The 22,868-nt window shown below is 70.4% G+C and carries 19 protein-coding genes; 6 read left to right on the forward strand and 13 right to left on the reverse strand.

Going from position 1 to position 22,868, the window contains the following annotated elements; all coding sequences use genetic code 11:
- Positions 1 to 97 precede the first annotated feature (97 nt).
- A complete protein-coding gene (locus tag LPC04_RS19395; RefSeq protein WP_275683924.1) occupies positions 98 to 2,245 on the reverse strand; it encodes an FUSC family protein in 2,148 nt (715 codons plus the stop codon).
- Between the two features lie 152 nt (positions 2,246 to 2,397).
- Here LPC04_RS19395 and LPC04_RS19400 point away from each other — a divergent pair, with 152 nt between their 5' ends.
- Positions 2,398 to 2,622, forward strand: coding sequence for a hypothetical protein (locus LPC04_RS19400; protein WP_275683925.1), 225 nt, complete (start codon positions 2,398 to 2,400; stop codon positions 2,620 to 2,622).
- A 79-nt stretch (positions 2,623 to 2,701) separates the two neighbouring features.
- Here the strand turns inward: LPC04_RS19400 and LPC04_RS19405 are convergent, their stop codons facing one another.
- Positions 2,702 to 3,295: a methyltransferase family protein gene (locus LPC04_RS19405; protein WP_275683926.1), complete on the reverse strand. Its 594-nt coding sequence runs from the start codon at positions 3,293 to 3,295 to the stop codon at positions 2,702 to 2,704.
- 23 nt (positions 3,296 to 3,318) lie between these two features.
- Positions 3,319 to 4,167: a helix-turn-helix transcriptional regulator gene (locus LPC04_RS19410; RefSeq protein WP_275683927.1), complete on the reverse strand. Its 849-nt coding sequence runs from the start codon at positions 4,165 to 4,167 to the stop codon at positions 3,319 to 3,321.
- Between the two features lie 154 nt (positions 4,168 to 4,321).
- On the opposite strand from LPC04_RS19410, the gene LPC04_RS19415 reads away from it, so the two are divergent.
- Positions 4,322 to 6,190 carry a methyl-accepting chemotaxis protein gene (locus LPC04_RS19415; RefSeq protein ID WP_275683928.1) on the forward strand — a complete coding sequence of 623 codons (1,869 nt, stop codon included), beginning with the start codon at positions 4,322 to 4,324 and terminating at the stop codon, positions 6,188 to 6,190.
- A gap of 6 nt (positions 6,191 to 6,196) precedes the next feature.
- Here LPC04_RS19415 and LPC04_RS19420 read toward each other — a convergent pair whose 3' ends face one another.
- The 4 genes from LPC04_RS19420 to gcl are packed head-to-tail and all read right to left on the reverse strand — an operon-like array spanning position 6,197 to position 11,010.
- The gene (locus tag LPC04_RS19420; RefSeq protein ID WP_275683929.1) at positions 6,197 to 7,465 is read right to left on the reverse strand and encodes a glycerate kinase type-2 family protein; all 1,269 of its coding nucleotides are present in this window, start codon (positions 7,463 to 7,465) and stop codon (positions 6,197 to 6,199) included.
- A complete protein-coding gene (gene glxR / locus LPC04_RS19425; RefSeq protein ID WP_275683930.1) occupies positions 7,465 to 8,367 on the reverse strand; it encodes a 2-hydroxy-3-oxopropionate reductase in 903 nt (300 codons plus the stop codon). Before glxR ends, LPC04_RS19420 begins: the two co-directional genes overlap by 1 nt.
- 34 nt (positions 8,368 to 8,401) lie before the next feature.
- Positions 8,402 to 9,181, reverse strand: a complete 780-nt coding sequence (hyi, locus tag LPC04_RS19430) for a hydroxypyruvate isomerase (protein ID WP_275683931.1) — start codon at positions 9,179 to 9,181, stop codon at positions 8,402 to 8,404.
- 32 nt (positions 9,182 to 9,213) lie between these two features.
- Positions 9,214 to 11,010, reverse strand: coding sequence for a glyoxylate carboligase (gene gcl / locus LPC04_RS19435; protein ID WP_275683932.1), 1,797 nt, complete (start codon positions 11,008 to 11,010; stop codon positions 9,214 to 9,216).
- Between the two features lie 100 nt (positions 11,011 to 11,110).
- Here gcl and LPC04_RS19440 point away from each other — a divergent pair, with 100 nt between their 5' ends.
- A complete protein-coding gene (locus tag LPC04_RS19440) occupies positions 11,111 to 12,052 on the forward strand; it encodes a LysR family transcriptional regulator (RefSeq protein ID WP_275683933.1) in 942 nt (313 codons plus the stop codon).
- On the opposite strand, the gene LPC04_RS19445 is transcribed toward LPC04_RS19440, so the two are convergent.
- The 4 genes from LPC04_RS19445 to LPC04_RS19460 are packed head-to-tail and all read right to left on the reverse strand — an operon-like array spanning position 12,025 to position 16,741.
- Positions 12,025 to 13,263, reverse strand: coding sequence for a M20/M25/M40 family metallo-hydrolase (locus LPC04_RS19445; RefSeq protein ID WP_275683934.1), 1,239 nt, complete (start codon positions 13,261 to 13,263; stop codon positions 12,025 to 12,027). The two genes, LPC04_RS19440 and LPC04_RS19445, sit on opposite strands and share 28 nt — an antisense overlap.
- Positions 13,260 to 15,056 carry a 2-oxo-4-hydroxy-4-carboxy-5-ureidoimidazoline decarboxylase gene (uraD, locus tag LPC04_RS19450; RefSeq protein WP_275683935.1) on the reverse strand — a complete coding sequence of 599 codons (1,797 nt, stop codon included), beginning with the start codon at positions 15,054 to 15,056 and terminating at the stop codon, positions 13,260 to 13,262. The genes LPC04_RS19445 and uraD overlap by 4 nt, the downstream gene beginning before the upstream one ends.
- Positions 15,053 to 16,012 (reverse strand): allantoinase PuuE, encoded by a 960-nt coding sequence (gene puuE, locus LPC04_RS19455; RefSeq protein WP_275683936.1) that lies wholly within the window; start codon positions 16,010 to 16,012, stop codon positions 15,053 to 15,055. Before puuE ends, uraD begins: the two co-directional genes overlap by 4 nt.
- 3 nt (positions 16,013 to 16,015) lie before the next feature.
- On the reverse strand, positions 16,016 to 16,741 hold the full coding sequence (locus tag LPC04_RS19460; protein ID WP_275683937.1) for a GntR family transcriptional regulator: 726 nt from the start codon (positions 16,739 to 16,741) through the stop codon (positions 16,016 to 16,018).
- Between the two features lie 313 nt (positions 16,742 to 17,054).
- Between LPC04_RS19460 and LPC04_RS19465 the strand changes: the two genes are divergently transcribed.
- Genes LPC04_RS19465 through uraH form a run of 3 tightly spaced genes read left to right on the forward strand, consistent with a single transcriptional unit; the run spans position 17,055 to position 19,581 of the window.
- A complete protein-coding gene (locus tag LPC04_RS19465; RefSeq protein WP_275683938.1) occupies positions 17,055 to 18,320 on the forward strand; it encodes a urate hydroxylase PuuD in 1,266 nt (421 codons plus the stop codon).
- Between the two features lie 42 nt (positions 18,321 to 18,362).
- Positions 18,363 to 19,211 carry an outer envelope protein gene (locus LPC04_RS19470; RefSeq protein ID WP_275683939.1) on the forward strand — a complete coding sequence of 283 codons (849 nt, stop codon included), beginning with the start codon at positions 18,363 to 18,365 and terminating at the stop codon, positions 19,209 to 19,211.
- 10 nt (positions 19,212 to 19,221) lie between these two features.
- A complete protein-coding gene (gene uraH / locus LPC04_RS19475) occupies positions 19,222 to 19,581 on the forward strand; it encodes a hydroxyisourate hydrolase (RefSeq protein WP_275683940.1) in 360 nt (119 codons plus the stop codon).
- Here uraH and xdhC read toward each other — a convergent pair.
- Complete coding sequence (xdhC, locus tag LPC04_RS19480) at positions 19,553 to 20,437, reverse strand: xanthine dehydrogenase accessory protein XdhC (protein ID WP_275683941.1); 885 nt, start codon at positions 20,435 to 20,437, stop codon at positions 19,553 to 19,555. The genes uraH and xdhC overlap by 29 nt on opposite strands.
- The gene (gene xdhB, locus LPC04_RS19485; RefSeq protein ID WP_275683942.1) at positions 20,434 to 22,863 is read right to left on the reverse strand and encodes a xanthine dehydrogenase molybdopterin binding subunit; all 2,430 of its coding nucleotides are present in this window, start codon (positions 22,861 to 22,863) and stop codon (positions 20,434 to 20,436) included. The genes xdhC and xdhB overlap by 4 nt, the downstream gene beginning before the upstream one ends.
- Between the last annotated feature and the right edge of the window lie 5 nt (positions 22,864 to 22,868).

The raw sequence follows: 22,868 nt of genomic DNA on the forward strand, positions 1-22,868 counted from the left end.
GTCGGCAGTTCGCGGCGCGGGCCGCACTGCGTTCCTTTGCAAGACGACGCCCATGCTTCGCAGCCGGCGAACCCTGGTCCGAGCGTGACGGCGCTTCTCAGCGCGCGTCGTCCCTCGCCTCCGCGAGGCCACGTGCGGCGGCCGGTTGCGGCGGCGCATCGTCGGCCGGCGGCCGGATCAGCGCCTCGATCTGCGCGGCCTGCGCGGCGACGCGCGCGGCCTCGAGCAGCGTGCGGCGCGCGCGCGGCAGCAGGTGCGGCACGGCCGACAGCACGCGTTCGTCCTCGTCGGCGGGCCACGCGGCCGGCGCCGGCTCGATCGTGCCGGCGGCGAGCAACGCGTCGACCTCGCGCGACACGCGCGCGACGGCCGCGGCGAACGCCGGCGTCGGATGCTCGCGGGCATGCATGGCCAGGCTCAGCCGCAGGTTGGACAGCTGCGCCATCAGCGCGTAGGCGGCGGCGAGCCAGGCGGTCAGCTGCGGGATCGGCACGCGCACGTCGGCCGGCTCTGCGAGGCTGCGCGAGCGCGTGGCGGCGAGCGTGCGGATGCAGTCGTAGGCACGCTGGCGCGCGAATCGCGGCAGGCCCGCGCTGTCGTCGCGCAGCGCGGTGGCTTCCGCGGCGTACGCGCGCAGCGCGACGATCGCCTGGCGCAGCGCGGCGCCCACGTTCCGGCGCTCCCAGATCGGCAGCGCGTAGGTCGCGGCCCACCCGAGCAGCGCGCCGGCCACGGTGTCGGCGAAGCGCTCCAGGGTGCTGAAGCCGCTGTCCGGCACGGCCAGGTGGGCCTGCAGCAGCGCCATCACCGCCGCCGCGGCGGCCGTCACCGAATAGCGCACGCCGAAGTAGGCGTGCGCGATGCCGGAGGCGACCAGGAAGCAGGCCGAGATGAATGTCGTCGACGTGCCGGCCGTCGTCAGCACCAGCACCGCGACGCAGCCGGCGAGCGTGCCCAGCACGCGGGCGTTGCGGCGCATCAGCGTCAGCGCGAGGTTGCCCTGCATCACGGCGAGGATGGTCAGAACGATCCATTGCGGATGCGGCGCCCAGGGCAGCGCGCGCGTCAACGCGTAGGCGGCGGTGGCCGTCGCGCAGGTGCGCAGCGCGTGGCGCAGGACGGGCGCGTCGGCGTGCAGGTTGGCCGTCACCGCGGCCAGCCGCCATTCGTCCGGCGTGATGTAGCGGCGCAGGTCGCTGCGCGCGCACGGCAGGTCGGCGCGGCCGTCGCCTTCGAGCAGGCGCTGCAGCGAGCGCAGCATGGCGAGCTTGTTCTCGAGCAGGTGGTTGACGCCGGCGACGGCGGCGCAGGGGTCGGTGCGCGCCGAGTCCTCGAGCTGGTCGAGCAGGCCGTGGATGGCCTGCTCGATGGCCGGATCGACGACGGGCCCGCCGCCGGCGCGCAGATGGCCGGCGATCACCTGCAGCGCCTCGGCGATCTGCTCGACGACGCGGCCCGTCAGTTCGGCCTGGCGGCGCGTCGCGAACTGCGTGGGCGAGGGGCCGACCTCCAGCCGGCTCGCCAGCGCCAGGTCGCGCAGGTCGATCAGGTGCAGCAGGATCGCCGTCTCGCGCCGGGCCTGCGGGCCCTCGTCGTTGGCGAAGACGAGGTCGCGTGCGGCCTGCAGGCGATCGGCGAAGGCGGCCTCCGCGTCGAGGACGCCGGATTGCCAGGCCATGTCCTCGGGATGGCCGATCTGGCGCGCGATGGCCGTCAGCAGCGCGCCCAGGTCCTGCGCGCTGGCCGCGAGCGCGACGTGGCGCCAGGTCGGCTGCAGCAGGCGCGCCGTCGCGACCGCCCAGATCCAGTAGCCCACCGAGCCGGCCAGGCCCCAGGCAAAGCGCTCCCACGTCAGGGGCTGCGAGGCGGGCAACGACATCGCGAACACCAGCGCCAGCCCGGCCGCGAACGAGACGGTGCCGGCCTTGGCGCCCCACGACTGGATCAGCATCGCGCCGAAGACGACCAGCGCCACCGCGGGAATCAGCCAAGCCTCGTGCGGCCGCACCAGGAGGAACAGCGTGCCCGAGGCCGTGCTCGCGATGACGGCCGCCAGCACGCGGCGCGCGACGCGGTCGGTGGTCGCCACGACATCGGCCAGGCTGGCGCACACCGCCGTGGCGATCGCGGCCTGCGCGCCGGCCGCCAGGCCGATCGAGCACTGCACCAGCGCGAGCCCGAGCGTCACGGCGATGCCGTTGACGACCCAGCCCGGCAGATGGCGGACGGCGATGGACGATGTCACGGGGCGCGGGCCGGAAGCGGACGAGCAGGCAATGTACGGCGCCCGCGGCGACGCTGGCAAGCGCGGCGGGAATGGCCGTTGCCGCGTTTGCCGACGGGCGACGGGCGCCCGCGTTCGCCGACCGGCGAGCCCATTCAACCGAAGGAGCCATCATGAACACGAAGCAGCAAGGCCAGGGCGGCGACAAGTCGCCGTCCACCGGCAAGGATGCGGGACAGCAGAGCCAGTCCGGCAGGCAGGACCAGCACGGCGGCCGCGAGGCCGAGCAGCGCAAGGACTTCGACAAGCTGATGTCGGAATCCGACCAGAAACTGCGCGACTCGACGATGCAGCAGGGCGGCGGCGACGCGAAGGGCAGCGGCAAGCAGAGCCGCTGAACGTTCTCGCGGCGAGTGAAGGTGGCGGGCGGTCGGCCTGCCACCCACCCCGATCTCGTTCCTCGCCCGCGCGATGTCGTCAGTAGACGAAGGGCACGAGGCGCTTCGTCCGCCCCGCATAGTCGGCGTAGCGACTGCCCAGCGCCGCCGTGAGCGCCGCCTCCTCGACCGCGATGCGATGCAGGAAGGCCAGCGCGATCGGCGTGACGAGCACGACCAGCGAAAGCAGGTTGCCGCTGCACAGGCCCAGGCCCGCATACGCCATCAGCGCGCCCGTGTACGACGGATGCCGGATCCGCCGGTAAGGCCCGCTGTCGATGACGCGGTGGTCGTCGGCGACGGCGACGTCGAACGTGAACAGGCGCCCGAGATAGCGAATCGAGTACCAGCGCAGGCAGAGGCCGGCGACGAACAGCACCAGGCCTGCCCAATGGAGGGCGGCCACCGCCCCCGGGCCCACGCCCAGCAGCGCTTCGAAGCCGGCCTGCGGCACGCGGCGCTTCGCCGCCCAGGCCAGTCCGGCGCTGACGAGGATGATGGCGATGAGCAGCCGCAGCGAGCCGCGGTCGGCCTGGCGCGACACGTCGCCCGACAGCCGGCTGCGCATCAGCCAGATCTCGCCCGCCAGCATGAAGGCGAACAGCATCGGCGGGGTCGGAAGAGGCAGGGTCATGGGACAGGGAACTCCAGGTTCGGCTACAGGCGATAGAACCAGTCGGCCTCGTCGTGCCTGGCGTCCTGGGCGATGCGGGTGGGCGTGCGGCCGCTGATCTCCTTGCAGTCGCGCACGAGATGCGACTGGTCGGCATAGCCGGCCTCGACCGCGTGCGCGGCCCAGTCGATGGTTTCGCCGCGGGCCAGCGACTCGCGCGCCTGGCGCAGGCTGCGCTCGCTGCGCCACAGCCGCGACAGCGTCGGCACGCTCATGCCGCCTTCGCGTTGCGCCCGGCGCTGCACCTGCCTCGGGCCGACGCCCAGCAGGCGGCTCGCGACGCGCAGGCCGACGTTGACCCCCATGCGCCGCAGCCGCATCCACGGCGTCGTGCCCAGCGCCGTCGCATGCGTGGCCAGGAAGGCCTCGACGAGGCGGCAGCGCTCGTCGTGGTCGCCCGCCTCGGCCACGGCCTGCACCAGGCGCAGCGCGTGATCCGGCAGGACCCGCGAGGCGTCGACGAGCGCATCCTGGATCGTCGCGAGGTCGACCCCGAACAGCGCATGGAACGCGTCCGGATGGAACGCGGCGCAGAAGCTGTGGCGCTCGCCCAGGTTGCGCGACACGCAGGGCCGGCTCTGGCAGCCGTGCACGTAGTGCCGCGGCAGCAGTTGGCTGCGCGCGTCGTTGCCGTGCTCGATCAGCTCGACTTCGCCTTCCAGCATCCAGGTGATGCAGCAATAGGGGTTGGCCGGGAAGCGATTGAGCTGCTCGTGCGCGGCGAGCGCGCAGCCGCGCGTGTCGCGCACGATGAACATGCACAGGTGCTCGCTCCAGCGCGCCGCGGGCGGCCACATGCGGGAGATCGGTCGACGAGCCTGTTGAGTTGCCATGGGCCGATTCTGCCGAATCGCGCGCAGCGGCTCTTGAACGATCACGACATCGTCGCGGCGTGCCGACTCAAGAGCAGCCGCCGATCGACCGATATCCACCGGTCGCCCCGACCTTCGCCGAGGCGGCGGACCTCAACCATTCATCGCCCCGAACATGAGCCCGTCGTTCTTCCGCAACCTGCCCATCCAACGCAAGCTGATCGCCAGCATGGCGCTGTGCCTGGTGGCCTTCGTCGCCATCTCCAGCGTGCTGAGCACCTGGCTCATCGGCGCGTCCGTGCGCGAACGCACCGCCGGCGAGGAGCTGCCCGCCATCGTCGGCCAGGTCGCCGCCGACGTGCAGCGCCGCATCGAGGTGCCGCTGGACGCCGCGCGCTCGATCGCGCTCGACCCGTACGTGCAGGCCTGGGAGGACCAGGCACTGGCCGACACCGGCACCGACGCGTGGAAGACGCTGGCCCAGCACCAGAAGACGCTGCAGCACGCGGCCTCGGTGTTCTGGGTCTCCAAGGAAACCGGCCACTACTTCACCGACGCCGGCCTCGAGCGCGAGATCGGCCCCAACGACGGCTGGTTCAGGGACTTCCTCGCCAGCGGCAAGCCCGAGACGATGCAGATCGACCGCGACGGCGCGAGCGGACGCTACATGCTGTTCATCGACGTGCGCGCGCAGACGCCGGCCGGCAAGCTGGCCGTGGCCGGCATCGGCCTCGGCGTCGACGCGCTGGCGAAGTCGGTCGGCGCCTACCGCATCGGCCAGACGGGCCACGTGTTCCTGGTGCGCGGCAACGGCGCGATCATGATGCATGGCGACGCCTCTCTGGTCGACGGCCGCCACTTCTTCAAGGACATGCCCGGCATCGGCGACGCGCTGTCGCAGCAGCTGCTGGGCGGCAAGGACTTCGCGCAGGCGCGCGTGGAAGCCGGCGGCGATGCGCGCTTCGTCGCGTCGGCCTACATTCCCCAGCTCGACGCCTACGTCATCGCCGAGGTGCCCGAGTCCGAGCTGCTGGGCCCGGTCAACCGCGCGATCCGCATCGCGACGCTGATCGCGGTGGTCGTCGGCGGCCTGTTCGCGCTCGGGGTCATCGCCATCGTCAGCCGCGCCATCGCCAGCCCGGTGCGGCGCGCGGCGACGCTGCTGGGCGAGATCGCCGACGGCCAGGGCGACCTGACGCGGCGCATGACGGTGGAGTCGACCGACGAGATCGGCCAGCTCGCGCTCGCGTTCAATCGCTTCGTCGCCTCGCTGTCGGAGATCGTGCGCCAGGTTCGCGCCAGCGGCGAATCGATCGCGACCGGCTCGTCCGAGATCGCGCACGGCAACCACGACCTGAGCCAGCGCACCGAGGAACAGGCGAGCAACCTGCAGCAGACCGCGGCCTCGATGGAGGAGCTGACGCACACCGTGCGCCAGAACGCGGACAACGCGCGCTCGGCGGCGCAGATCGTCGCGGGCGCGTCCGACTCCGCGGCGCATGGCGGCGACGTCGTGCGCCAGGTCGTCGCCACGATGGCGCACATCACCGACAGCTCGCGCAAGATCGCCGACATCGTCGGCGTCGTCGACGGCATCGCGTTCCAGACCAACATCCTGGCGCTCAACGCCGCCGTCGAGGCCGCGCGTGCCAGCGAACAGGGGCGCGGCTTCGCGGTCGTCGCGGCCGAGGTGCGCTCGCTGGCCCAGCGCAGCGCGACCGCCGCGCGCGAGATCAAGGCCCTGATCGCGCGCAGCGTCGAGGACGTCGAGGGCGGCGCCGCGCAGGTCTCGCAGGCCGGCCAGGCGATGGACGACATCGTCGCGCAGGTCGGCCGCGTCAACACGCTGGTCGGCGAGATCGCGTCGGCGAGCCACGAGCAGTCGCAAGGCATCGGGCAGGTCGGCGACGCCGTCGCGCAGCTCGACCAGGTGACGCAGCAGAACGCGGCGCTGGTCGAGGAATCCGCCGCGGCGGCCGAGAGCCTGAAGGTGCAGGCCGCGCGGCTCGCCGAGCTGATGGGCGCGTTCACGATCGCCGACTGAGCGCCGTCAGGCGATCAGCACGGCGCGGAAGTCGTTGACGTTGGTGCGCGTCGGGCCGGTGACGATGGAGTCGCCCAGCGCCTCGAAGAAGGTGTGCGCGTCGTTGTCGTCCAGGCGCTCGCGCGCGCGCAGGCCCAGCGCGTGTGCGCGGGCCAGCGTGTCGGGCGTCACGATGGCGCCGGCGATGTCCTCCTGGCCGTCGACGCCGTCGGTGTCGCCGGCGAGCGCATAGACGCCGTCGCGGCGATCGAGCGCGAGCGCGAGCGACAGCAGGAACTCCACGTTGCGGCCGCCGCGGCCCTGGCCGCGCACGGTCACCGTGGTCTCGCCGCCCGAGACGAGCACGCAGGGCGCCGCGAACGGCTGGCCGCGCGCGGCCGCCTGCAGCGCGATGCCGCCCATCACCTTGGCGACGTCGCGCGCCTCGCCCTCGATGGCGTCGCCGAGGATGTGCGCGGCGACGCCGGCCTCGCGCGCGACGGCGGCGGCGGCCTCGAGCGCGGCCTGCGGCGTCGCGATCATGCGGACCTCCGCGCGCGCCAGCCGATGGTCGCCGGGCTTGACCGATTCGCCGCGGCCGCTCTCGAGCAAGGCCATCGCCGACGCGGGCAGCGCCATGCGATGGCGGCGCACGATGTCCAGCGCGTCCTGGCACGTCGTCGGATCGGCGACGGTCGGGCCCGAGGCGATGTCCAGCGGCTGGTCGCCGGGCACGTCGGACATCGCCAGCGCGATGACGCGCGCCGGATGGCACGCGGCCGCCAGCCGCCCGCCCTTGATCGCGGAGAGATGGCGCCGCACGCAGTTCATCTCGGAGATCGTCGCGCCGCTCGCGAGCATCGCGCGGTTGACGGCCTGCTTGTCCTCGAGCGTGAGGCCCGGCAGCGGCAACGGCAGCAGCGCGGAGCCGCCGCCCGAGATCAGGCACAGCACGATGTCCTCGGGACGCAGGTGCTGCACGGTCTCGAGCATGCGCTGCGCTGCATGCAGGCCGGCCTCGTCGGGCACGGGATGCGCGGCCTCGACGATCTCGATGCGCTCGCACGGCGCGCCGTAGCCGTAGCGCGTCACCACGAGGCCGGACAGCGGCCCGTCCCAGTTCTGTTCGACCGCCTGCGCCATCGCGGCCGAGGCCTTGCCGGCGCCGATCACGACGAGCCGGCCCGTGCCGAGCTCCTCGCGCGTGGGCAGGTGCGGCGGCACGCAGCGCGCGGGCTGCGCGCTGGCGACGGCGGCGTCGAACATGCGCCGCAGCAGCGCGGTCTCGCCCGTCATCACGCCGCCTGGCCGATCTCGAAGTTGGCGAGCTTCTCCAGCGCGCGCACCATGGCCGAGTGATCCCAAGACTCGCCGCCGTGCGCGACGCAGGCGTTGAACAGCTCCTGCGCCGTCGCGGTGTTGGGCAGCGACACGCCCAGCGCGCGCGCGCTCGCCAGCGCGAGGTTCAGGTCCTTCTGGTGCAGCCCGATGCGGAAGCCCGGATCGAACGTGCGCTTGATCATGCGCTCGCCATGCACCTCGAGGATGCGGCTGGCCGCGAAGCCGCCCATCAGCGCCTGCCGCACCTTGGCCGGGTCCGCGCCCGCGCGCGCCGCGAACAGCAGCGCTTCGCCGACGGCCTCGATGTTGAGCGCGACGATGATCTGGTTGGCGACCTTGGCGGTCTGGCCGTCGCCGTTGCCGCCGACCCGCGTGATGTTCCTGCCCATGCACTCGAACAGCGGCTTGACGCGTTCGAACGTCGCCTCGGGGCCGCCGACCATGATGGACAGCGTCGCGTTCCTTGCGCCCAACTCGCCGCCGGATACGGGCGCGTCGAGGTAGTCGCAGCCGATCTCGTTGATGCGTCTGGCGAACAGCTTGGTCGCGATCGGCGAGATCGAGCTCATGTCGACGACGACCTTGCCCTTGCTCAGTCCGGCCGCGACGCCGGTCTCGTCGAACAGCACCTTCTCGACGTCCGGCGTGTCCGGCACCATGACGAAGATGATGTCCGCGCGTTCGGCCACGCCGCGCGCGGTGACGCACTGCGTCGCGCGCGTCGAGGCGATGGCCTCGGGCACGTGGCGCAGCGTGTGCACGAACAGCTGGTAGCCGGCGTCGATGAGGTGCACGCACATGGGCGTGCCCATGATGCCGAGGCCGATGAAGCCGATCTTGGGAAGGGGTTGGGTCATGGGTGTTGTCTCTCGTTCGTGAAAGGGTGCCGGCTCACTTGGCCAGCTGTTCGATCCAGCCCAGGCCGAGCTCGGTCGAGACCGCGGGCTTGTACTCGCAGCCGATCCAGCCGGCATAGCCGCTGCGGGCGAGGTGTCCGAACAGGAAGGGGAAGTTGATCTCGCCGCTGCCCGGCTCGTTGCGGCCGGGGTTGTCGGCGATCTGCACGTGGGCGATGCGCTTGACGTGCCGGCGCAGCGTCTCGGCCAGCTCGCCCTCGGTGCGTTGGGCGTGGTAGATGTCGTACTGCAGGAACAGGTTGTCGCCGCCGACTTCCTCGATCAGCGCCAGCGCCTGGTCGGTGCGGCTCAGGTAGAAGCCGGGGATATCGTATTGATTGATCGGCTCGACCAGCAGGCGGATGTCCTCGGCCTTGAGGCGCTGCGCGGCGTGGTGCAGGTTCTCGACCAGCGTCGCCCGCAATACGTCGTCGGGTATGCCGGACGGCCGCTTGCCGACCAGGCAGTTGAGCTGCGGCACGCCCAGGGCCTTCGCGTATTCGACGGCAAGCTCGACGCCCTCGCGGAATTCGCTCGCGCGATCCGGGTGGCAGGCGATGCCGCGCTCGCCGGCGTCCCAGTCGCCCGCGGGCAGGTTGTGCAGCACGAGCTGCAGGTCGAACTGCTCCAGGCGTGCGCGGATGTCCCTGGCCTGGAACGCGTACGGGAACAGGAACTCGACGCCGCGAAAGCCCGCGCGGGCGGCGCGTTCGAAGCGGTCGAGGAACGGGAACTCCGTGAAGAGCATCGTGAGGTTGGCGGCGAAGCGGGGCATGGTGTGTCCGTGTGTCGTTGATGTTGTTGCGATCAATCCAGCAGTCCGGCGGCGACGAGCCCTTCCTTGCCTTGCGGGTGGCGGCAGTCGACCTCCTCGAATTCGTTGATCTTGTCGATCTCCGTGCCCATCGCGATGTTGGTGACCTTCTCGAGGATGACCTCCACCACCACCGGCACGCGGTACTCGCGCGCCATCTGCTGCGCCTGCGCGAGCGCGTCGCGGATCTGCTCGGGGTCGGTCACGCGCAGCGACTTGCAGCCCAGGCCCGAGATGACCTGCTGGTGGTCGACGCCGTAGCCGCGCAGCTCGCCGTCGGACTCGGGCATGTTCTGGTTCTCGAACGCGAGCTGCACGCAGAAGTCCATGTCGAAGTTGCGCTGCGCCTGGCGGATCAGGCCGAGGTAGCTGTTGTTCACGAGCACCTGCACGTAGGGCAGGCGGAACTGCGCGCCGACCGCGAGTTCCTCGACGAGGAACTGGAAGTCGTAGTCGCCGGACAGGCCGACCACCGTGCGCGTCGGATCCGCCGCGACCACGCCCAGCGCCGCGGGAATCGTCCAGCCCAGCGGCCCGGCTTGCCCGCAGTTGATCCATTGCCGCGGCCCGAACACGTTGATGAACTGGGCGCCGGCGATCTGGCTCAGGCCGATCGTCGAGACGTAGATCGTGTCGCGCGGAAAGACGGCGTTCATCTCCTCGTAGACGCGCATCGGCTTGATGGGCACCTGCGTGTAGTGGCTCTTGCGAAGCATCAGCCGTTTGCGCTCGGCGCAGCGGAAGGCCCAGTCGCTGCGATCCTTCAGCCGGCCGGCGGCCGCGCGCTCCTTCGCGACCTCCACGAACAGCTCGAGCGCGGCCTTGGCGTCGCTGACGATGCCGAAGTCCGGGTCGAACACGCGGCCGATCTGCGTCGGCTCGATGTCCACGTGCACGAACTTGCGGCCCTGGGTGTAGACGTCGACCGAACCCGTGTGGCGATTGGCCCAGCGGTTGCCGATGCCCAGCACGAAGTCGCTCGCGAGCATCGTGGCGTTGCCGTAGCGGTGGCTGGTCTGAAGGCCGCACATGCCGGCCATCAGCGGGTGGTCGTCGGGGATCGTGCCCCAGCCCATCAGCGTCGGGATCACGGGCACGCCGGTGATCTCCGCGAACTCCTGCAGCAGCGCGCTGGCGTCCGCGTTGATGATGCCGCCGCCGGCGACGATCAGCGGCTTGTCGGCGGCGTCCAGCATGTCCAGCGCCTTCTCGACCTGCCTGCGCGTGGCCGCGGGCTTGTAGACGGGCAGCGGCTCGTAGGTGTCGATGTCGAACTCGATCTCGGCCATCTGCACGTCGAAGGGCAGGTCGATCAGCACCGGTCCGGGGCGACCGGAACGCATCAGGTGGAAGGCCTGCTGGAACACGCGCGGCACCAGCGCAGGCTCGCGCACGGTGACGGCCCACTTGGTGACGGGCTTGGCGATGGACTCGATGTCGACGGCCTGGAAGTCCTCCTTGTAGAGCCGCGCGCGCGGCGCCTGGCCGGTGATGCACAGGATGGGGATCGAGTCCGCGCTGGCCGAATAGAGGCCGGTGATCATGTCGGTGCCGGCCGGGCCGCTGGTGCCGATGCACACGCCGATGTTGCCGGCGCGGGCGCGCGTGTAGCCCTCGGCCATGTGCGATGCGCCTTCCACGTGGCGCGCCAGGATGTGCGCGATCGACTGCCGTTCGCGCATCTGCGCATACAGCGGGTTGATCGCCGCGCCCGGCACGCCGAACGCCTGCGTCACGCCCTCGCGCTCCATCACGAGCACTGCCGCCATCGCGGCCTTCATCTTCGCCATCGTCGTCTCCGTCGCCATTGGTGTTGGACGAATGGTCGGCGACGACGCGCTTGCACTGAAGACCGTTGACAAGCATGACGCTTATTCCACAATGGAATGCATGGATCGTCTCCAGGCCGTCAGGCTCTTTGTCCGCGTCGTCGAGCTCGGCTCCTTCAGCAAGGCCGCGGCGGAGCTGGGCATCGGCCAGCCGGCCGTCACCAAGCAGGTGGCGCGCATGGAGGCGCAGCTCGGCGCGCGCCTGCTGCATCGGTCGACGCACGGCGTGACGGCCACCGAGATCGGCGCGCTGTATTACGAGAAGTGCCGCGTGATCGCGCACCACGTCGACGAGGCCGACTCCGTCGCCGCGCTGATGCAGTCGCAGATGCGCGGCGCGATGCGCATCAGCACCTCGGTCGCGTTCGGGCGCCGCGTGCTGGGGCCGCTGCTGATGCAGTTCATGCGCGCCAATCCCGACCTGCAGGTCGATCTCGGCGTCGACGACCGCTACGTCGACATGATCGAGCAGGGCGTGGACGTCGCGATCCGCATGGGCCGCCTCGCGGACTCGTCGCTGGGTGCGCGCTACCTCGGCCTCAACCCGTGGGTGCTGGTGGCCTCGCCGGCCTTCCTGCGCGGGCGCGCGATGCCTTTGCGGCCGCAGGATCTCGCGTCGCGCGACTGCCTGATCTACAGCACGGTGCAGGGCGACGCGCGCTGGCACTTCGCGGGCGCGAGCGGGCAGCCGGAGTCGGTGGCCGTGCGCGGGCCGTTGCGGTCGAACAGCCTGTCGATCCTGCTGGAGGCGGCGATCGATGGCATGGGCGTGACCGCGCTGCCGCGCTACGTGGCGCATGGCGCGCTCTCGCAAGGCAGCGTCGTGCCGCTGCTCGAGGCGTGGTCGCTGCCCGTCCAGGAGATCCACGCCGTCTATCCATCACCCCGCATGCTGCCGCTGAAGGTCTCCGGCCTCGTCGCGTGGCTGCAGGCGCGCTTCGAGGGCGAGTGGTGGACTCGCCTCGACGCGCCCGCTCAGTCCGGGGACTTGAGCAGGTCGTAGAGCGTGCGCGCGACGACCTTGGTCGCCTTGCGCAGGTCGTCCAGCACGATGTGCTCGTCGGCCCGCTTCGCGTTCGACTCCAGCACCGTGCGCGGCCCCGCGCCGTAGATCACCGCGGGGATGCCGCGTTCGCTGAACAGTCGCGCGTCGGTGTAGAGCGGCGTGCCGCAGGCCTCGACCGGTTCGCCGAACAACTCGGTCGCGTGCGTGCACAACGCGTCGACCAGCGGCGCGTTGCCCGGCAGCGGCTGCATCGCGTGCGCGAGCAGCAGGCGCTTGATGTCGACGCTGATGCCGGCTTGTCCGGATGCGGCGCGCTCGATCAGCGCGCGCAACGCGGCCTCGACGGCCACCGGATCCTCTTCGGGAATCATGCGCCGGTCGACCTTGAGCACCACCTTGCCCGGCACGACGTTGGTGTTGGTGCCACCCGCGATCTGGCCGACGTTGATGTAGCCGTGGTTGATGCCGCGCACCGCGCTGCGGCGCGTCCTCAGCACGGTGTTCTCCTCGTACAGCGCGGTGAGGATGCGGTTGGCGGCCTGCAGCGCGTCGACCGCGGTCTCGGGCACGGCGGCGTGGCCCATCTTGCCGTGCACGGTGATCTCCAGCTGCAGGCAGCCGTTGTGCGCGGTCACGACCTGGTAGCTGAAGCCGGCGGCGATCTCGAGGTCGGGCTTCGTGATGCCGCGTTCGAGCAGCCAGCCCGGGCCCAACTCGCCGCCGAATTCCTCGTCGTAGGTGAACAGCAGGTCGACGCCGCCGGCCAGCGGCAGGCCCAGCGACTCGAGCGCGCGTACGGCGAACGTGAAGGTCGTGAAGTCGCACTTGCTGACGGCGGCGGCACGTCCATAGAGGCGGCCGTCGACGATCTCGCCGCCGTACGGGTCATGCGTCCAGCCCTCGCCGGGCGGCACGACGTCGCCGTGCGCGTTCAACGCGACGACGCGGCCGGCGCCATATCGGCGCTGCACGACGAGGTTGATGATGGACTGCAGGCCGTGCTCCTGCGCGGCCGGCGTCGGGATCTCGTACGCATCGGCCTCGAAGCCGAAGGCCTGGAGCAATTCCTGAGTGCGCAAGGCGTGCGGCGCGTTGTTGCCGGGTGGGGTATCGGTCGGAACGCGGACGAGTTCCTGCAGCAGGCGCGTCTGTTCGTCGAAGTGGGCATCGACCCACTGGTCGAGGCGGTCGTAGGGGCGGGCGGTCATCGGATCTCCGAGGCGAGTTGTTCGAGGAGGGTCTGGAAGGCGCGCACGGCGAGGTCGATGTCGTGCGCGGTGCTGGATTCCAGCGGGTTGTGGCTGATGCCGGCGTTCTCGCCGCGCACGAAGAGCATGGCCTGCGGCAGCAGCGCATGCATCTTCATGGCGTCGTGGCCGGCGCCGCTGGGCATGCGATGGACGGGCAGGCCCAGCGATTCGACGGCGCGCTCCCAGCGCTGCTGCCACGCGGGCGCGCTCGGGGCGGCGGACGCCCGCATGGTCTCCTGCAGGCGATACGAGACGCCGCGGCGTTCGCACAGCGCCTTCAGTTGCGCGAGGACGTCCGACGAGCAGGCGTCGCGCACCGCATCGGTGGGCGCGCGCACGTCGAGGCTGAACTTGCAGCGTCCCGGCACGACGTTGATCGAGCCGTTGGGCACCTCCAGCATGCCGACGGTGCCGACCAGGTGAGGCTGCGACTGGGCGCGCTTCTCGACGAGCAGCGCGAGCTCGGCGACGGCGGTGGCCGCGTCGCGACGGCGATCCATCGGCGTGGTGCCCGCATGGCTCGCGAGTCCGACGACCTCGCCGACGTGGCGCACGCTGCCGTTGATGGATGTGACGACGCCCAGCGGCAGGTCGAGCTCGTTGAGCACCGGACCCTGCTCGATGTGCACCTCGATGAAGCCGAGATAGCGCGAGATCTCGCGCTTCAGCGACGGGATGTCCTCGGCGCGCAGGCCGGCCGCCACCATGGCGTCGCGCATGCGCACGCCGTTGGCGTCGGCCTGGTCGAGCCAGCGTTCGTCGAAGTGGCCGGTGAGCGCGCCCGAGCCGAGGAACACGGCCTCGTAGCGCTGGCCCTCCTCCTCGGCGAAGCCGATCACCTCGATGCCGAACGGCAGGCGCTCGCCGCGTCGCTTCAGCTCGCGCACGCAGGCCATCGGCACGAGGATGCCCAGGCGGCCGTCGTACTTGCCGCCGTTGCGCACGGTGTCGTAGTGGCTGCCGGTGATCAGGCGCTTCGCGGACGCGTCGCTGCCGCCGTAGACGCCGACGACGTTGCCGACCGCGTCGATCGTCACGTCGTCGAAGCCGCACTCGCCGCGCATCCAGTCCGCCAGTTGCGCGGCGGTCGCGCGGTGCGCGTCGGTGAGGTAGGTGACCGTGAGCTCGCCGCGTGCCGCGTACTCGGGCTCGCTGAAGCGCGCGAGCGATTCGGCCCAGTCCCACACGAGGTTGCCCTGCGTCGGCTCGACGCCGAACTTGTCGTCGAGGCGGATCTCGGCGATGCGGTGGATGTTGCGCAGCGCCTCGTCGAACTCGAAGTCGGGATGGTGGGACGCGCGTCGCTCGAAGGCCGCGATGATCTGCTGCTTCGAGAGCCCGACGCCGCGCGGACCGCGCACCGCCAGGATGAACGGGAAGCCGAACTTCCTGTTGTAGGCGGCGTTGAGTTCGTTGATGCGCGCGAACTCCTCGGGCGTGCAGGCGGTGAGGCCGGCCTTGCCCTGCTCGTTCGTGCTCTCGGCGGTGAGCGTCTTTGCCACCATCGCCTTGCCCGCGAGTTCCGGGTGGGCGCGGATCAGCCCGAGCTGCGCCTCGCGCCCGCCCGCGCGTGTCGCGCGCACGAGCGCGTGCTTCAGCGTCGCGAGGCTGGCGAAGGGACGCGCGTCCCACGCCGCCTCGGCGATCCAGGGCGAGTGCTCGTAGGTGCCGTCGAGCAGCGTGGTGAATCCGGCGCGCGTGGCGGCGTTCAGTCGTTCGAGCGTGAGGGGGAAATTCGAGGACACGGTCACTCCCAGACGAAGGCGGTGTTGGCATCGAAGGGATGCACCTGCTTCCAGTGCCGCGCGATGTCGATGCGGCGCGCGATCCACACGCGCTCGTGGCGCTGCACGTGATCGAGGAAGCGCTGCAGCGCGCGCATGCGGCCGGGTCGGCCGAGCAGGCGGCAGTGCATGCCGATGCTCATCATCGACGGGCGCTCGTCGCCCTCGGCGTAGTGCACGTCGAAGGCGTCGCGCAGGTATTCGAAGAATTCGTTGCCGTGGCTGAAGCCCTGCGGCAGCGCGAAGCGCATGTCGTTGGCGTCCAGCGTGTAGGGCACGACCAGGTGCGGCGCGAGCGCGCCGTCGGTACGCCGCACCTGCAGCCAGAAGGGCAGGTCGTCGCCGTAGTAGTCGCTGTCGTACTCGAAGCCGCCGGCGTCGGCCACCAGGCGGCGCGTGTTGGGGCTGTCGCGGCCGGTGTACCAACCGAGCGGCGGCTGGCCGGTCAGCTGGCGGATCGCCTCGATGCCCGCGGCCATGTGCGCGCGCTCGGTCTCCTCGTCGACCTGCTGGTAGTTGATCCAGCGCCAGCCGTGGCAGGCGATCTCGTGGCCCAGCTCGACGAACGCGGCGGCGACCTCCGGGCTGCGTTGCAGCGCCATGCCCACGCCGAAGATCGTCAGCGGCAGGCCGCGCTTCTCGAACTCGCGCAGGAGGCGCCAGACGCCCGCGCGCGAGCCGTATTCGTAGATGGACTCCATGCTGAGATGGCGCGCGGCGAACGCCGGCGGATTGGCCATCTCGGACAGGAACTGCTCGCTGCCCGCGTCCCCGTGCAGCACGCTGTTCTCGCCGCCCTCCTCGTAGTTGAGGACGAACTGCACCGCGACGCGCGCGTTGCCGGGCCACCGCGCAGGCGGCGGATTGCGGCCGTGGCCGCGCAGGTCGCGCGGATACGGGGTGGGGGATGTCGTGTTCGTCATGGCTCAGTGTTTCGGTCGAAGCACGCTGGCGAGGTCGGGCGTGCGCGGGTCGAGTCGAAGGTTGCGTTCGACGGCCTCGATGTGCTGCTCCATCAGGCGCGCGGCGGTGCGGGCGTCGCGCTTGGCGAGCGCGTCGACGATGCCGACGTGTTCGTCCTGCGAATGCTCCGCCGAGTGGCTGGACTGGTACATCAGCGCGATCAGCTGCGAGCGCGAGAGCAGGTCGGCGATCAGCTCGGCCAGCACCTCGTTGCCCAGCTGGCGCGCGAGCACCACGTGGAAGTCGGCCAGCAGGCGCGTGCGGCCCGAGACGTCGCTGCGCACCACCGCCTGGCGCTCGTCGCGCAGGTGCAGGCGCAGCTGGTCGACCTGCTTGTCGGTGATCTGCGCGGCGAGCTGGCGGATCATGCCGGCCTCGACCAGCCGGCGCACCTGGAACACCTGGCGCGCCTCGTCGATGCTGGGCGTGGCGACGAACGCGCCGCGCGCCGGCTCCAGCGTGACGAGGCGATCGCGGCTCAACTGGTTCAGCGCCTGGCGCACGACGGTGCGAGAGACCTCGAAGATGTCGGCGATCTGCTGCTCCACGAGCTTGGTGCCCGGCATCAGCCTGCGCTCGACGATCGCGGTGGTGATGGCGTCGACGATGTCGTCGGTGACGCCGGCCGCGCCACGCTGGGTGTGGGCGGCGGCGACCAGCTGCAACTGCGCCGCGGGCTTCTTGGCCATGGATGCGATCGATTCGGTGGTTGGATTCAAAAAGTGTATACAGTCTGCGCAGCCACTGCAAGACCTCGTCGAGCCGGTATACGGTTGAAAAGATCAGGACAAGCGCGCAACAGCTGGATGAAAAGGGTTATCCCGCGTTTGCATTGGTGCCGATAACTGTATACAGTTGATCCAGGTCGCAGCGGGTGCGGCCGCATCCTGCGGGGGCGGTCGTCGAACACGTGACCTCCCAGCCTCACAGAACCCGCCGTGGTGAGGGGATCCTGCAGCGCCCGCCTTGGTCGGACGCTCGCACCCCTCACTGGATACTCGGATGGGTACGTACCTCCTGGACTGGGCCAACCTGCTGCTGCGTTGCGCCCACGTCGTCACCGCGATCGCCTGGATCGGCGCCTCGTTCTACTTCGTCCTGCTGGACAACAGCCTGGCCAAGCCCGACAGCGACGAACTGCAAGGCAAGGGCGTCGACGGCGAGATGTGGGCCGTGCACGGCGGCGGCTTCTATCACTCCAACAAGTACATGGTGGCGCCGCGCTGGCGTCCGCTGCCCGAGAACCTGCACTGGTCGTACTGGGAGAGCTATTCGACCTGGCTGACCGGCTTCGGGCTGTTGACGGTGCTCTACCTGTTCAACGCCGGCAGCTTCCTGATCGACCGCAACGTGCACGCGTGGGAGCCGAGCGCGGCCATCGCGGCGGTGCTCACGTTCCTGTTCGTGTTCTGGGTGCTCTACGACACGATCTGCCGCACGCTGGGCCGCGGCAAGCACGGTGACCTGCAGGTCGGCGTGCTCGTCTTCTCGCTGGTGGTGTTCGCGGCGTGGGCCGCCTGCCACCTGTTCGCGGGCCGCGCGGCCTTCCTGCTGGTGGGCGCGATGATGGCCACGGCCATGACGGCCAACGTGTTCTTCTGGATCATCCCCGGACAGCGCAAGGTGGTCGCGCAGCTGCGCGCCGGCCAGGAGCCCGACCGCATCCACGGCATCCGCGGCAAGCAGCGCAGCGTCCACAACACCTACTTCACGCTGCCGGTGATCTTCGCGATGCTGTCCAACCATTACGGCTGGCTGTATCAAGGCGCGAACAACTGGCTGGTGCTGGTGTCGGTGATGCTCGCCGCCGCGCTGATCCGCCACAGCTTCGTGTCGCGCCACAAGGCACACGTGCTGGGGCAGCGCACGCCGTGGGAGCACGCGATCGTCGGCGTCGCGCTGGTGCTGAGCGTGGTGGCGTGGCGCATGCCGGGCCCGCCGTCCGTCGCGCCCATCGTCGCGACGGCGAGCGCGCCGGCGCCCGCCGCGTCGTCGGCCTCGGCCGCGGTGGACTCCGGCCCGAAGCCGGGCACGTTTGCGAGCGTCAAGTCCGTGCTCGACCAGCGCTGCGTGCTGTGCCACAACGCGCAGGTGCAGAACAAGGGCATCGAGCTCGATCGCCCCGAACTGATCAAGCAGCACTCGCAGGAGGTCTTCCAGCAGGCCGTGCTGCTCAAGCAGATGCCGCTGAACAACGCGACCAGCATCACCGATCCCGAGCGCGAGCTGATCCGCCGCTGGTACGACGCGGGCGCGCCCGTGCAGTGACGCGCGCGCCACCCTTTTCCTCAACGACGCCTGGAATCCACGATGACCACTCTTCACCGCCTGTGTGCGCTCGCGACCGCCTGCGCCTGCCTGCCCGCCGCCGCGCAATGGAGCGACACCTCCATCGGCGTTCGTTACGGCGCGAAGTTCCGCGAGCCCTATGAAGCCAGCGACATCAAGAAGACGATCGTCGACCTGCAGCACGCGAGCGGCTACGCGTACGGCGCGAACTTCTTCAACGTCGACATGTTGATGTCCGACCGCAACGACCCCGCGAGCCCGGGATCGAACACGGGCGCGCAGGAGGCCTACGTCGTCTACCGCAACTTCCTCGACGCCGGCAAGGTGCTGCACAAGGATTTTGCCGCCGGCCCGATCCGCGGCTGGGGACTGACCGGCGGCTTCGACTGGAACACCAAGAACGACGCGGGCTACAACTCGCGCAAGCGCATGTGGGTGCTGGGCCCGACGCTGTCGTTCGACGTGCCGGGCTTCCTCGATGTGGGCATCCACGAGCTGTGGGAGAGCAACGCGCCGTACAGCGACTACACGCAGACGGGCGTGGCGCGCTACCACTACAAGGCGCACCCGATGCTGGCGACGTCGTGGAGCATTCCGATCGCCTCGCTGCCCCTCGCGTTCGAAGGCTACGCGAACTTCATCGCCTCCAAGGGCAAGGACGAATTCGGCGCACAGACCGCGCCCGAGACGCACTTCGACGCGCAGCTGATGTGGAGCGCCGGCGCGCTCGTCGGCGCCAAGCCGCAGACCTGGCGCTTCGGCGTCGAGTACGAATACTGGAAGAACAAGTTCGGCAACAGCTGGCACGGCCCCGCGGGCCATGGCGCATTCGCCGAGACGCCGATGGTGCGCGCCGAGTACCACTTCTGAGGAGCACGCGATGGGACATCTCAGCACGCACGTCCTCGACACCGCGCATGGCCGCCCCGCCGCCGGCATGCAGGTGACCCTGCAGCGCGTGGACGTCGACGGTCGCGCGCAGACCGTCAAGTCGGTCACGCTCAACGCCGACGGCCGCAACGACGGCGGCCCGCTGCTCGATGCGGCCGCGATGGCTGTGGGCCGTTGGCGTCTCCTGTTCGAGGTCGCGCCGTATTTCCGCGCGCTCGGCGTCCTGTTGCCCGAGCCGGCTTTCGTCGATACGGTGCAGCTGGACTTCGGCATCGCCGACGCCGCCGGCCACTACCACGTGCCGCTGCTGGTGAGCCCGTTCAGCTACAGCACGTACCGCGGCTCTTGAGCCGGGATTCGCGATGCATCGGCGCCAGCATCGCTGCCGCCGGCTCGACCGGCGGCCGCTGCAATTGCAGCAGCTGCGCCACCACCGCGATCGCGATGACCTCGGGCTCCTTGCCTTCGATGCCGGGAACGCCGATCGGGCAAGTCATGCGCGCCAGGGTTTCGGTGCGAATGCCGCGCTCCTCGTAGCGATGGAAGAAGCGCGCGCGCTTGGTCTTCGAGCCGATCATGCCGAGGTAGCCGAAGTCGCCGCGCCGCAGGATCGCCTCGGCGATGCGCATGTCGAGGTCGTGGCGGTGCGTCAGCACGAGGTAGCAGGCGCCGGCCGGCGCGACATCCACCTCGCCCTCCACCTGGTCGACGCAGACGCGCTCGATGTGCGCCGGCAGCGGCTCGTCGACGGGGAACTCGCTCTCGCGCTCGTCGATCCACTGCACCTCGCACGGAATGCCGGCGAGCAGCCGCACGATGGCGCGGCCGACGTGGCCCGCGCCGTACAACTGCAGGAAGAAGCGGGGCGTCGGCCGCGGCCAGGCTTGCGCGGTGCGTGCGTCCAGCCGCAGGAAACGCAGCGTGACCGCGCCGCCGCAGCACTGGCCCAGCGCGGGCCCGAGCGGGTAGTGGCGGTCGACGGGTTCGAAGCCCGGCACGTTGGCGAGCAGCGTGCGCGCATTCTCGATGGCCATCAACTCGAGGTGTCCTCCGCCGATGGTGCCCACCGCCTGCTTGGCCGACACCAGCATGCGCGTGCCCGCCTCGCGCGGCACCGAGCCCGCGGTCTTCAGTACCTCGATGACGACGCCCGGGTCACCGGCGCCGAGCCAGCGTGCCGCGGTGTCGTGCAGATCGGCGCTCATGACGCGTCCTTCTCCGCGACGCCACTCAGCACCGCGTCGACGGCGTCGAGGATGGCCTCGCTGGTGGCCGGCGCACGCAGCGGAGGATCGACGCGATGATCGCCCGCCGCCGATACAGCATCCCGTATCGCCAGGAACACGGAGAACGGCAGCAGCAGCGGCGGCTCGCCGACCGCCTTGCTGCGGTGGATCGAGTCCTCGGCGTTCTCGTTGTCGAACAGGTTGACGTTGAACACCGGCGGGCAGTCGTTGGCCGTCGGGATCTTGTACGTGCTCGGCGCGTGCGTCATCAGCAGGCCCGTCTTCGGGTGCCAGACCAGTTCCTCCATCGTCAGCCAGCCCATGCCCTGGATGAACGCGCCCTCGACCTGGCCGATGTCGACCGCCGGGTTCAGCGAGCGGCCGGCGTCGTGCAGCACGTCGGCGCGCAGCAGCTTCCATTCGCCGGTCAGCGTGTCGATCACGACCTCGCTCAGCGCGGCGCCGTACGCGTAGTAGAAGAACGGCCGGCCCTGCAGCTTGACGCGATCCCAGTGCAGGCCGGGCGTCGCGTAGAAGCCGTCCGACCACAGCTGCACGCGGTCCTCGTAGGCCGCGCGCGTCAGCTCGGGAAACGGGATCTGCTGCCCGTTGACGTGCACCAGGTCGTTGGCGAAGCGCACGTCCGCGGCCTCCCCGCCGTGGCGTTGCGCGGCGAACGCGGCGAGGCGCTCCTTGATCTGGCGCGCTGCGTCCTGCGCGGCCTTGCCGTTCAGGTCGGCACCGGTCGAGGCGGCAGTGGCGGACGTGTTGGCGACCTTGGTCGTGTCGGTGGCGGTGGCGCGCACGGTCTCGAAACTCACGCCGAGTTCGTGCGCGACCACCTGCGCCACCTTGGTGTTGAGGCCCTGGCCCATCTCGGTGCCGCCGTGGTTGGCCAGCATCGTGCCGTCCGCGTACACGTGCACCAGCGCGCCGGCCTGGTTGAAGTGCTTGACGTTGAACGAGATGCCGAACTTGACCGGCGTCAGCGCCATGCCTTTCTTCAGCACCGGGCTGGTCGCGTTGAAGGCGTCGATCGCGACGCGGCGCGCCTCGTAGTCGCCGCGCGTGGCCAGTTCGTCGGTCAGCTTGCGGATGACGTTGTCGGTCACGCGCTGCAGGTAGGGCGTGACGTCGCGCTCGCCGATGCCGTAGAAGTTGGCGCGCCGCACCTCGAGCGCATCCTTGCCGAGCGCGCGGGCGATCGAGTCCATCAGGACCTCGCTGGCGAACGCGCCCTGTGGGCCGCCGAAGCCGCGGAACGCGGTGTTGCTCTGCGTGTTGGTCTTGGCCGAGTAGCCGTGGATGGCCACGTCCGGCATCCAGTAGGCGTTGTCGAAGTGGCACAGCGCACGCGTCATCACCGGGCCCGACAGGTCCGTGGAGAAGCCGGCGTTGGAGACCATGTCGATGTCGCAGCCCAGCACGCGGCCCTCGTCGTCGAAGCCGACCTCGTAGCGGTAGTCGAAGCCGTGCCGGCGGCCGGTGATCATGAAGTCGTCGTCGCGATCGGGCCGCAGCTTGACCGGGCGATCGAGCTTGCGCGCGGCTACCGCGGCGATGCACGCGAAGATGCCGGATTGCGACTCCTTGCCGCCGAAGCCGCCGCCCATGCGCCGGCATTCGACGTGCACGTGGTGCGAATGCACATGCAGCGCATGCGCGACGAGATGCTGCATTTCGCTGGGATGCTGCGTCGAGCAGTAGACGTGCATGCCGTCGTTCTCGGTGGGGATCGCGTACGAGATCTGGCCCTCGAGATAGAACTGTTCCTGCCCGCCGAGCTGGATCGTGCCCTCGAGCCGATGCGGCGCGCGCGCGATGCCGGCCTGCGCATCGCCGCGCACCAGGTGCATCGGCGGCAGCACGTAGCTCTGCGCGGCATGCGCCTCGGCCGCCGTGACGTGCGCGGGCAGCGGTTCGATCTCCAGCACGTGCCTCGCCTGCGCGGCCGCGCGGCGCGCGAGGTCGCGATCGGTCGCGATCACCGCGAACACCGGCTGGCCGAGGAACTGCACCTTGCCGTCGGCCAGGATCGGGTCGTCGTGCACGATGGCGCCGCAGTCGTTGGTGCCGGGGATGTCCGCGGCGACGATGACGTCGACCACGCCGGGCAGCGCGCGGATCTTCTCGATCGCGAAGGACTTGATGAGCCCGTGCGCCGCCGGCGACAGGCCGAGTGCCGCATGCAGCGTGCCCGCGAGTTCGGGCATGTCGTCGATGTAGGTGGCCTGTCCGGCCACGTGCAGGTGCGCCGACTCGTGCTTGCGGCTGATGCCCACGCGCGCGCCGTCGCGCAGGCGCTCGGCCTCGGCGATCTCGTCGACGCGGGCGCGCGCGTTGCGCCGGTAGTCGGCCCATGCGAGGCCGGGTTCGAGCAGGAAGGCTTCCGCTTGCTTGTTCATGCGCG

The organism is Scleromatobacter humisilvae (genome assembly GCF_023231945.1).
Lineage (GTDB): Bacteria > Pseudomonadota > Gammaproteobacteria > Burkholderiales > Burkholderiaceae_C > Scleromatobacter > Scleromatobacter humisilvae.

Coding starts and splice junctions, on each gene's coding strand:
- LPC04_RS19400 (WP_275683925.1), top strand. CDS start 2,398: ATGAACACGAAGCAGCAAGGCCAGGGCGGCGACAAGTCGCCGTCCACC.
- LPC04_RS19405 (WP_275683926.1), bottom strand. CDS start 3,295: ATGACCCTGCCTCTTCCGACCCCGCCGATGCTGTTCGCCTTCATGCTG.
- LPC04_RS19410 (WP_275683927.1), bottom strand. CDS start 4,167: ATGGCAACTCAACAGGCTCGTCGACCGATCTCCCGCATGTGGCCGCCC.
- LPC04_RS19415 (WP_275683928.1), top strand. CDS start 4,322: ATGAGCCCGTCGTTCTTCCGCAACCTGCCCATCCAACGCAAGCTGATC.
- LPC04_RS19420 (WP_275683929.1), bottom strand. CDS start 7,465: ATGACGGGCGAGACCGCGCTGCTGCGGCGCATGTTCGACGCCGCCGTC.
- glxR (WP_275683930.1), bottom strand. CDS start 8,367: ATGACCCAACCCCTTCCCAAGATCGGCTTCATCGGCCTCGGCATCATG.
- hyi (WP_275683931.1), bottom strand. CDS start 9,181: ATGCCCCGCTTCGCCGCCAACCTCACGATGCTCTTCACGGAGTTCCCG.
- gcl (WP_275683932.1), bottom strand. CDS start 11,010: ATGGCGAAGATGAAGGCCGCGATGGCGGCAGTGCTCGTGATGGAGCGC.
- LPC04_RS19440 (WP_275683933.1), top strand. CDS start 11,111: ATGGATCGTCTCCAGGCCGTCAGGCTCTTTGTCCGCGTCGTCGAGCTC.
- LPC04_RS19445 (WP_275683934.1), bottom strand. CDS start 13,263: ATGACCGCCCGCCCCTACGACCGCCTCGACCAGTGGGTCGATGCCCAC.
- puuE (WP_275683936.1), bottom strand. CDS start 16,012: ATGACGAACACGACATCCCCCACCCCGTATCCGCGCGACCTGCGCGGC.
- LPC04_RS19460 (WP_275683937.1), bottom strand. CDS start 16,741: ATGGCCAAGAAGCCCGCGGCGCAGTTGCAGCTGGTCGCCGCCGCCCAC.
- LPC04_RS19465 (WP_275683938.1), top strand. CDS start 17,055: ATGGGTACGTACCTCCTGGACTGGGCCAACCTGCTGCTGCGTTGCGCC.
- LPC04_RS19470 (WP_275683939.1), top strand. CDS start 18,363: ATGACCACTCTTCACCGCCTGTGTGCGCTCGCGACCGCCTGCGCCTGC.
- uraH (WP_275683940.1), top strand. CDS start 19,222: ATGGGACATCTCAGCACGCACGTCCTCGACACCGCGCATGGCCGCCCC.
- xdhC (WP_275683941.1), bottom strand. CDS start 20,437: ATGAGCGCCGATCTGCACGACACCGCGGCACGCTGGCTCGGCGCCGGT.
- xdhB (WP_275683942.1), bottom strand. CDS start 22,863: ATGAACAAGCAAGCGGAAGCCTTCCTGCTCGAACCCGGCCTCGCATGG.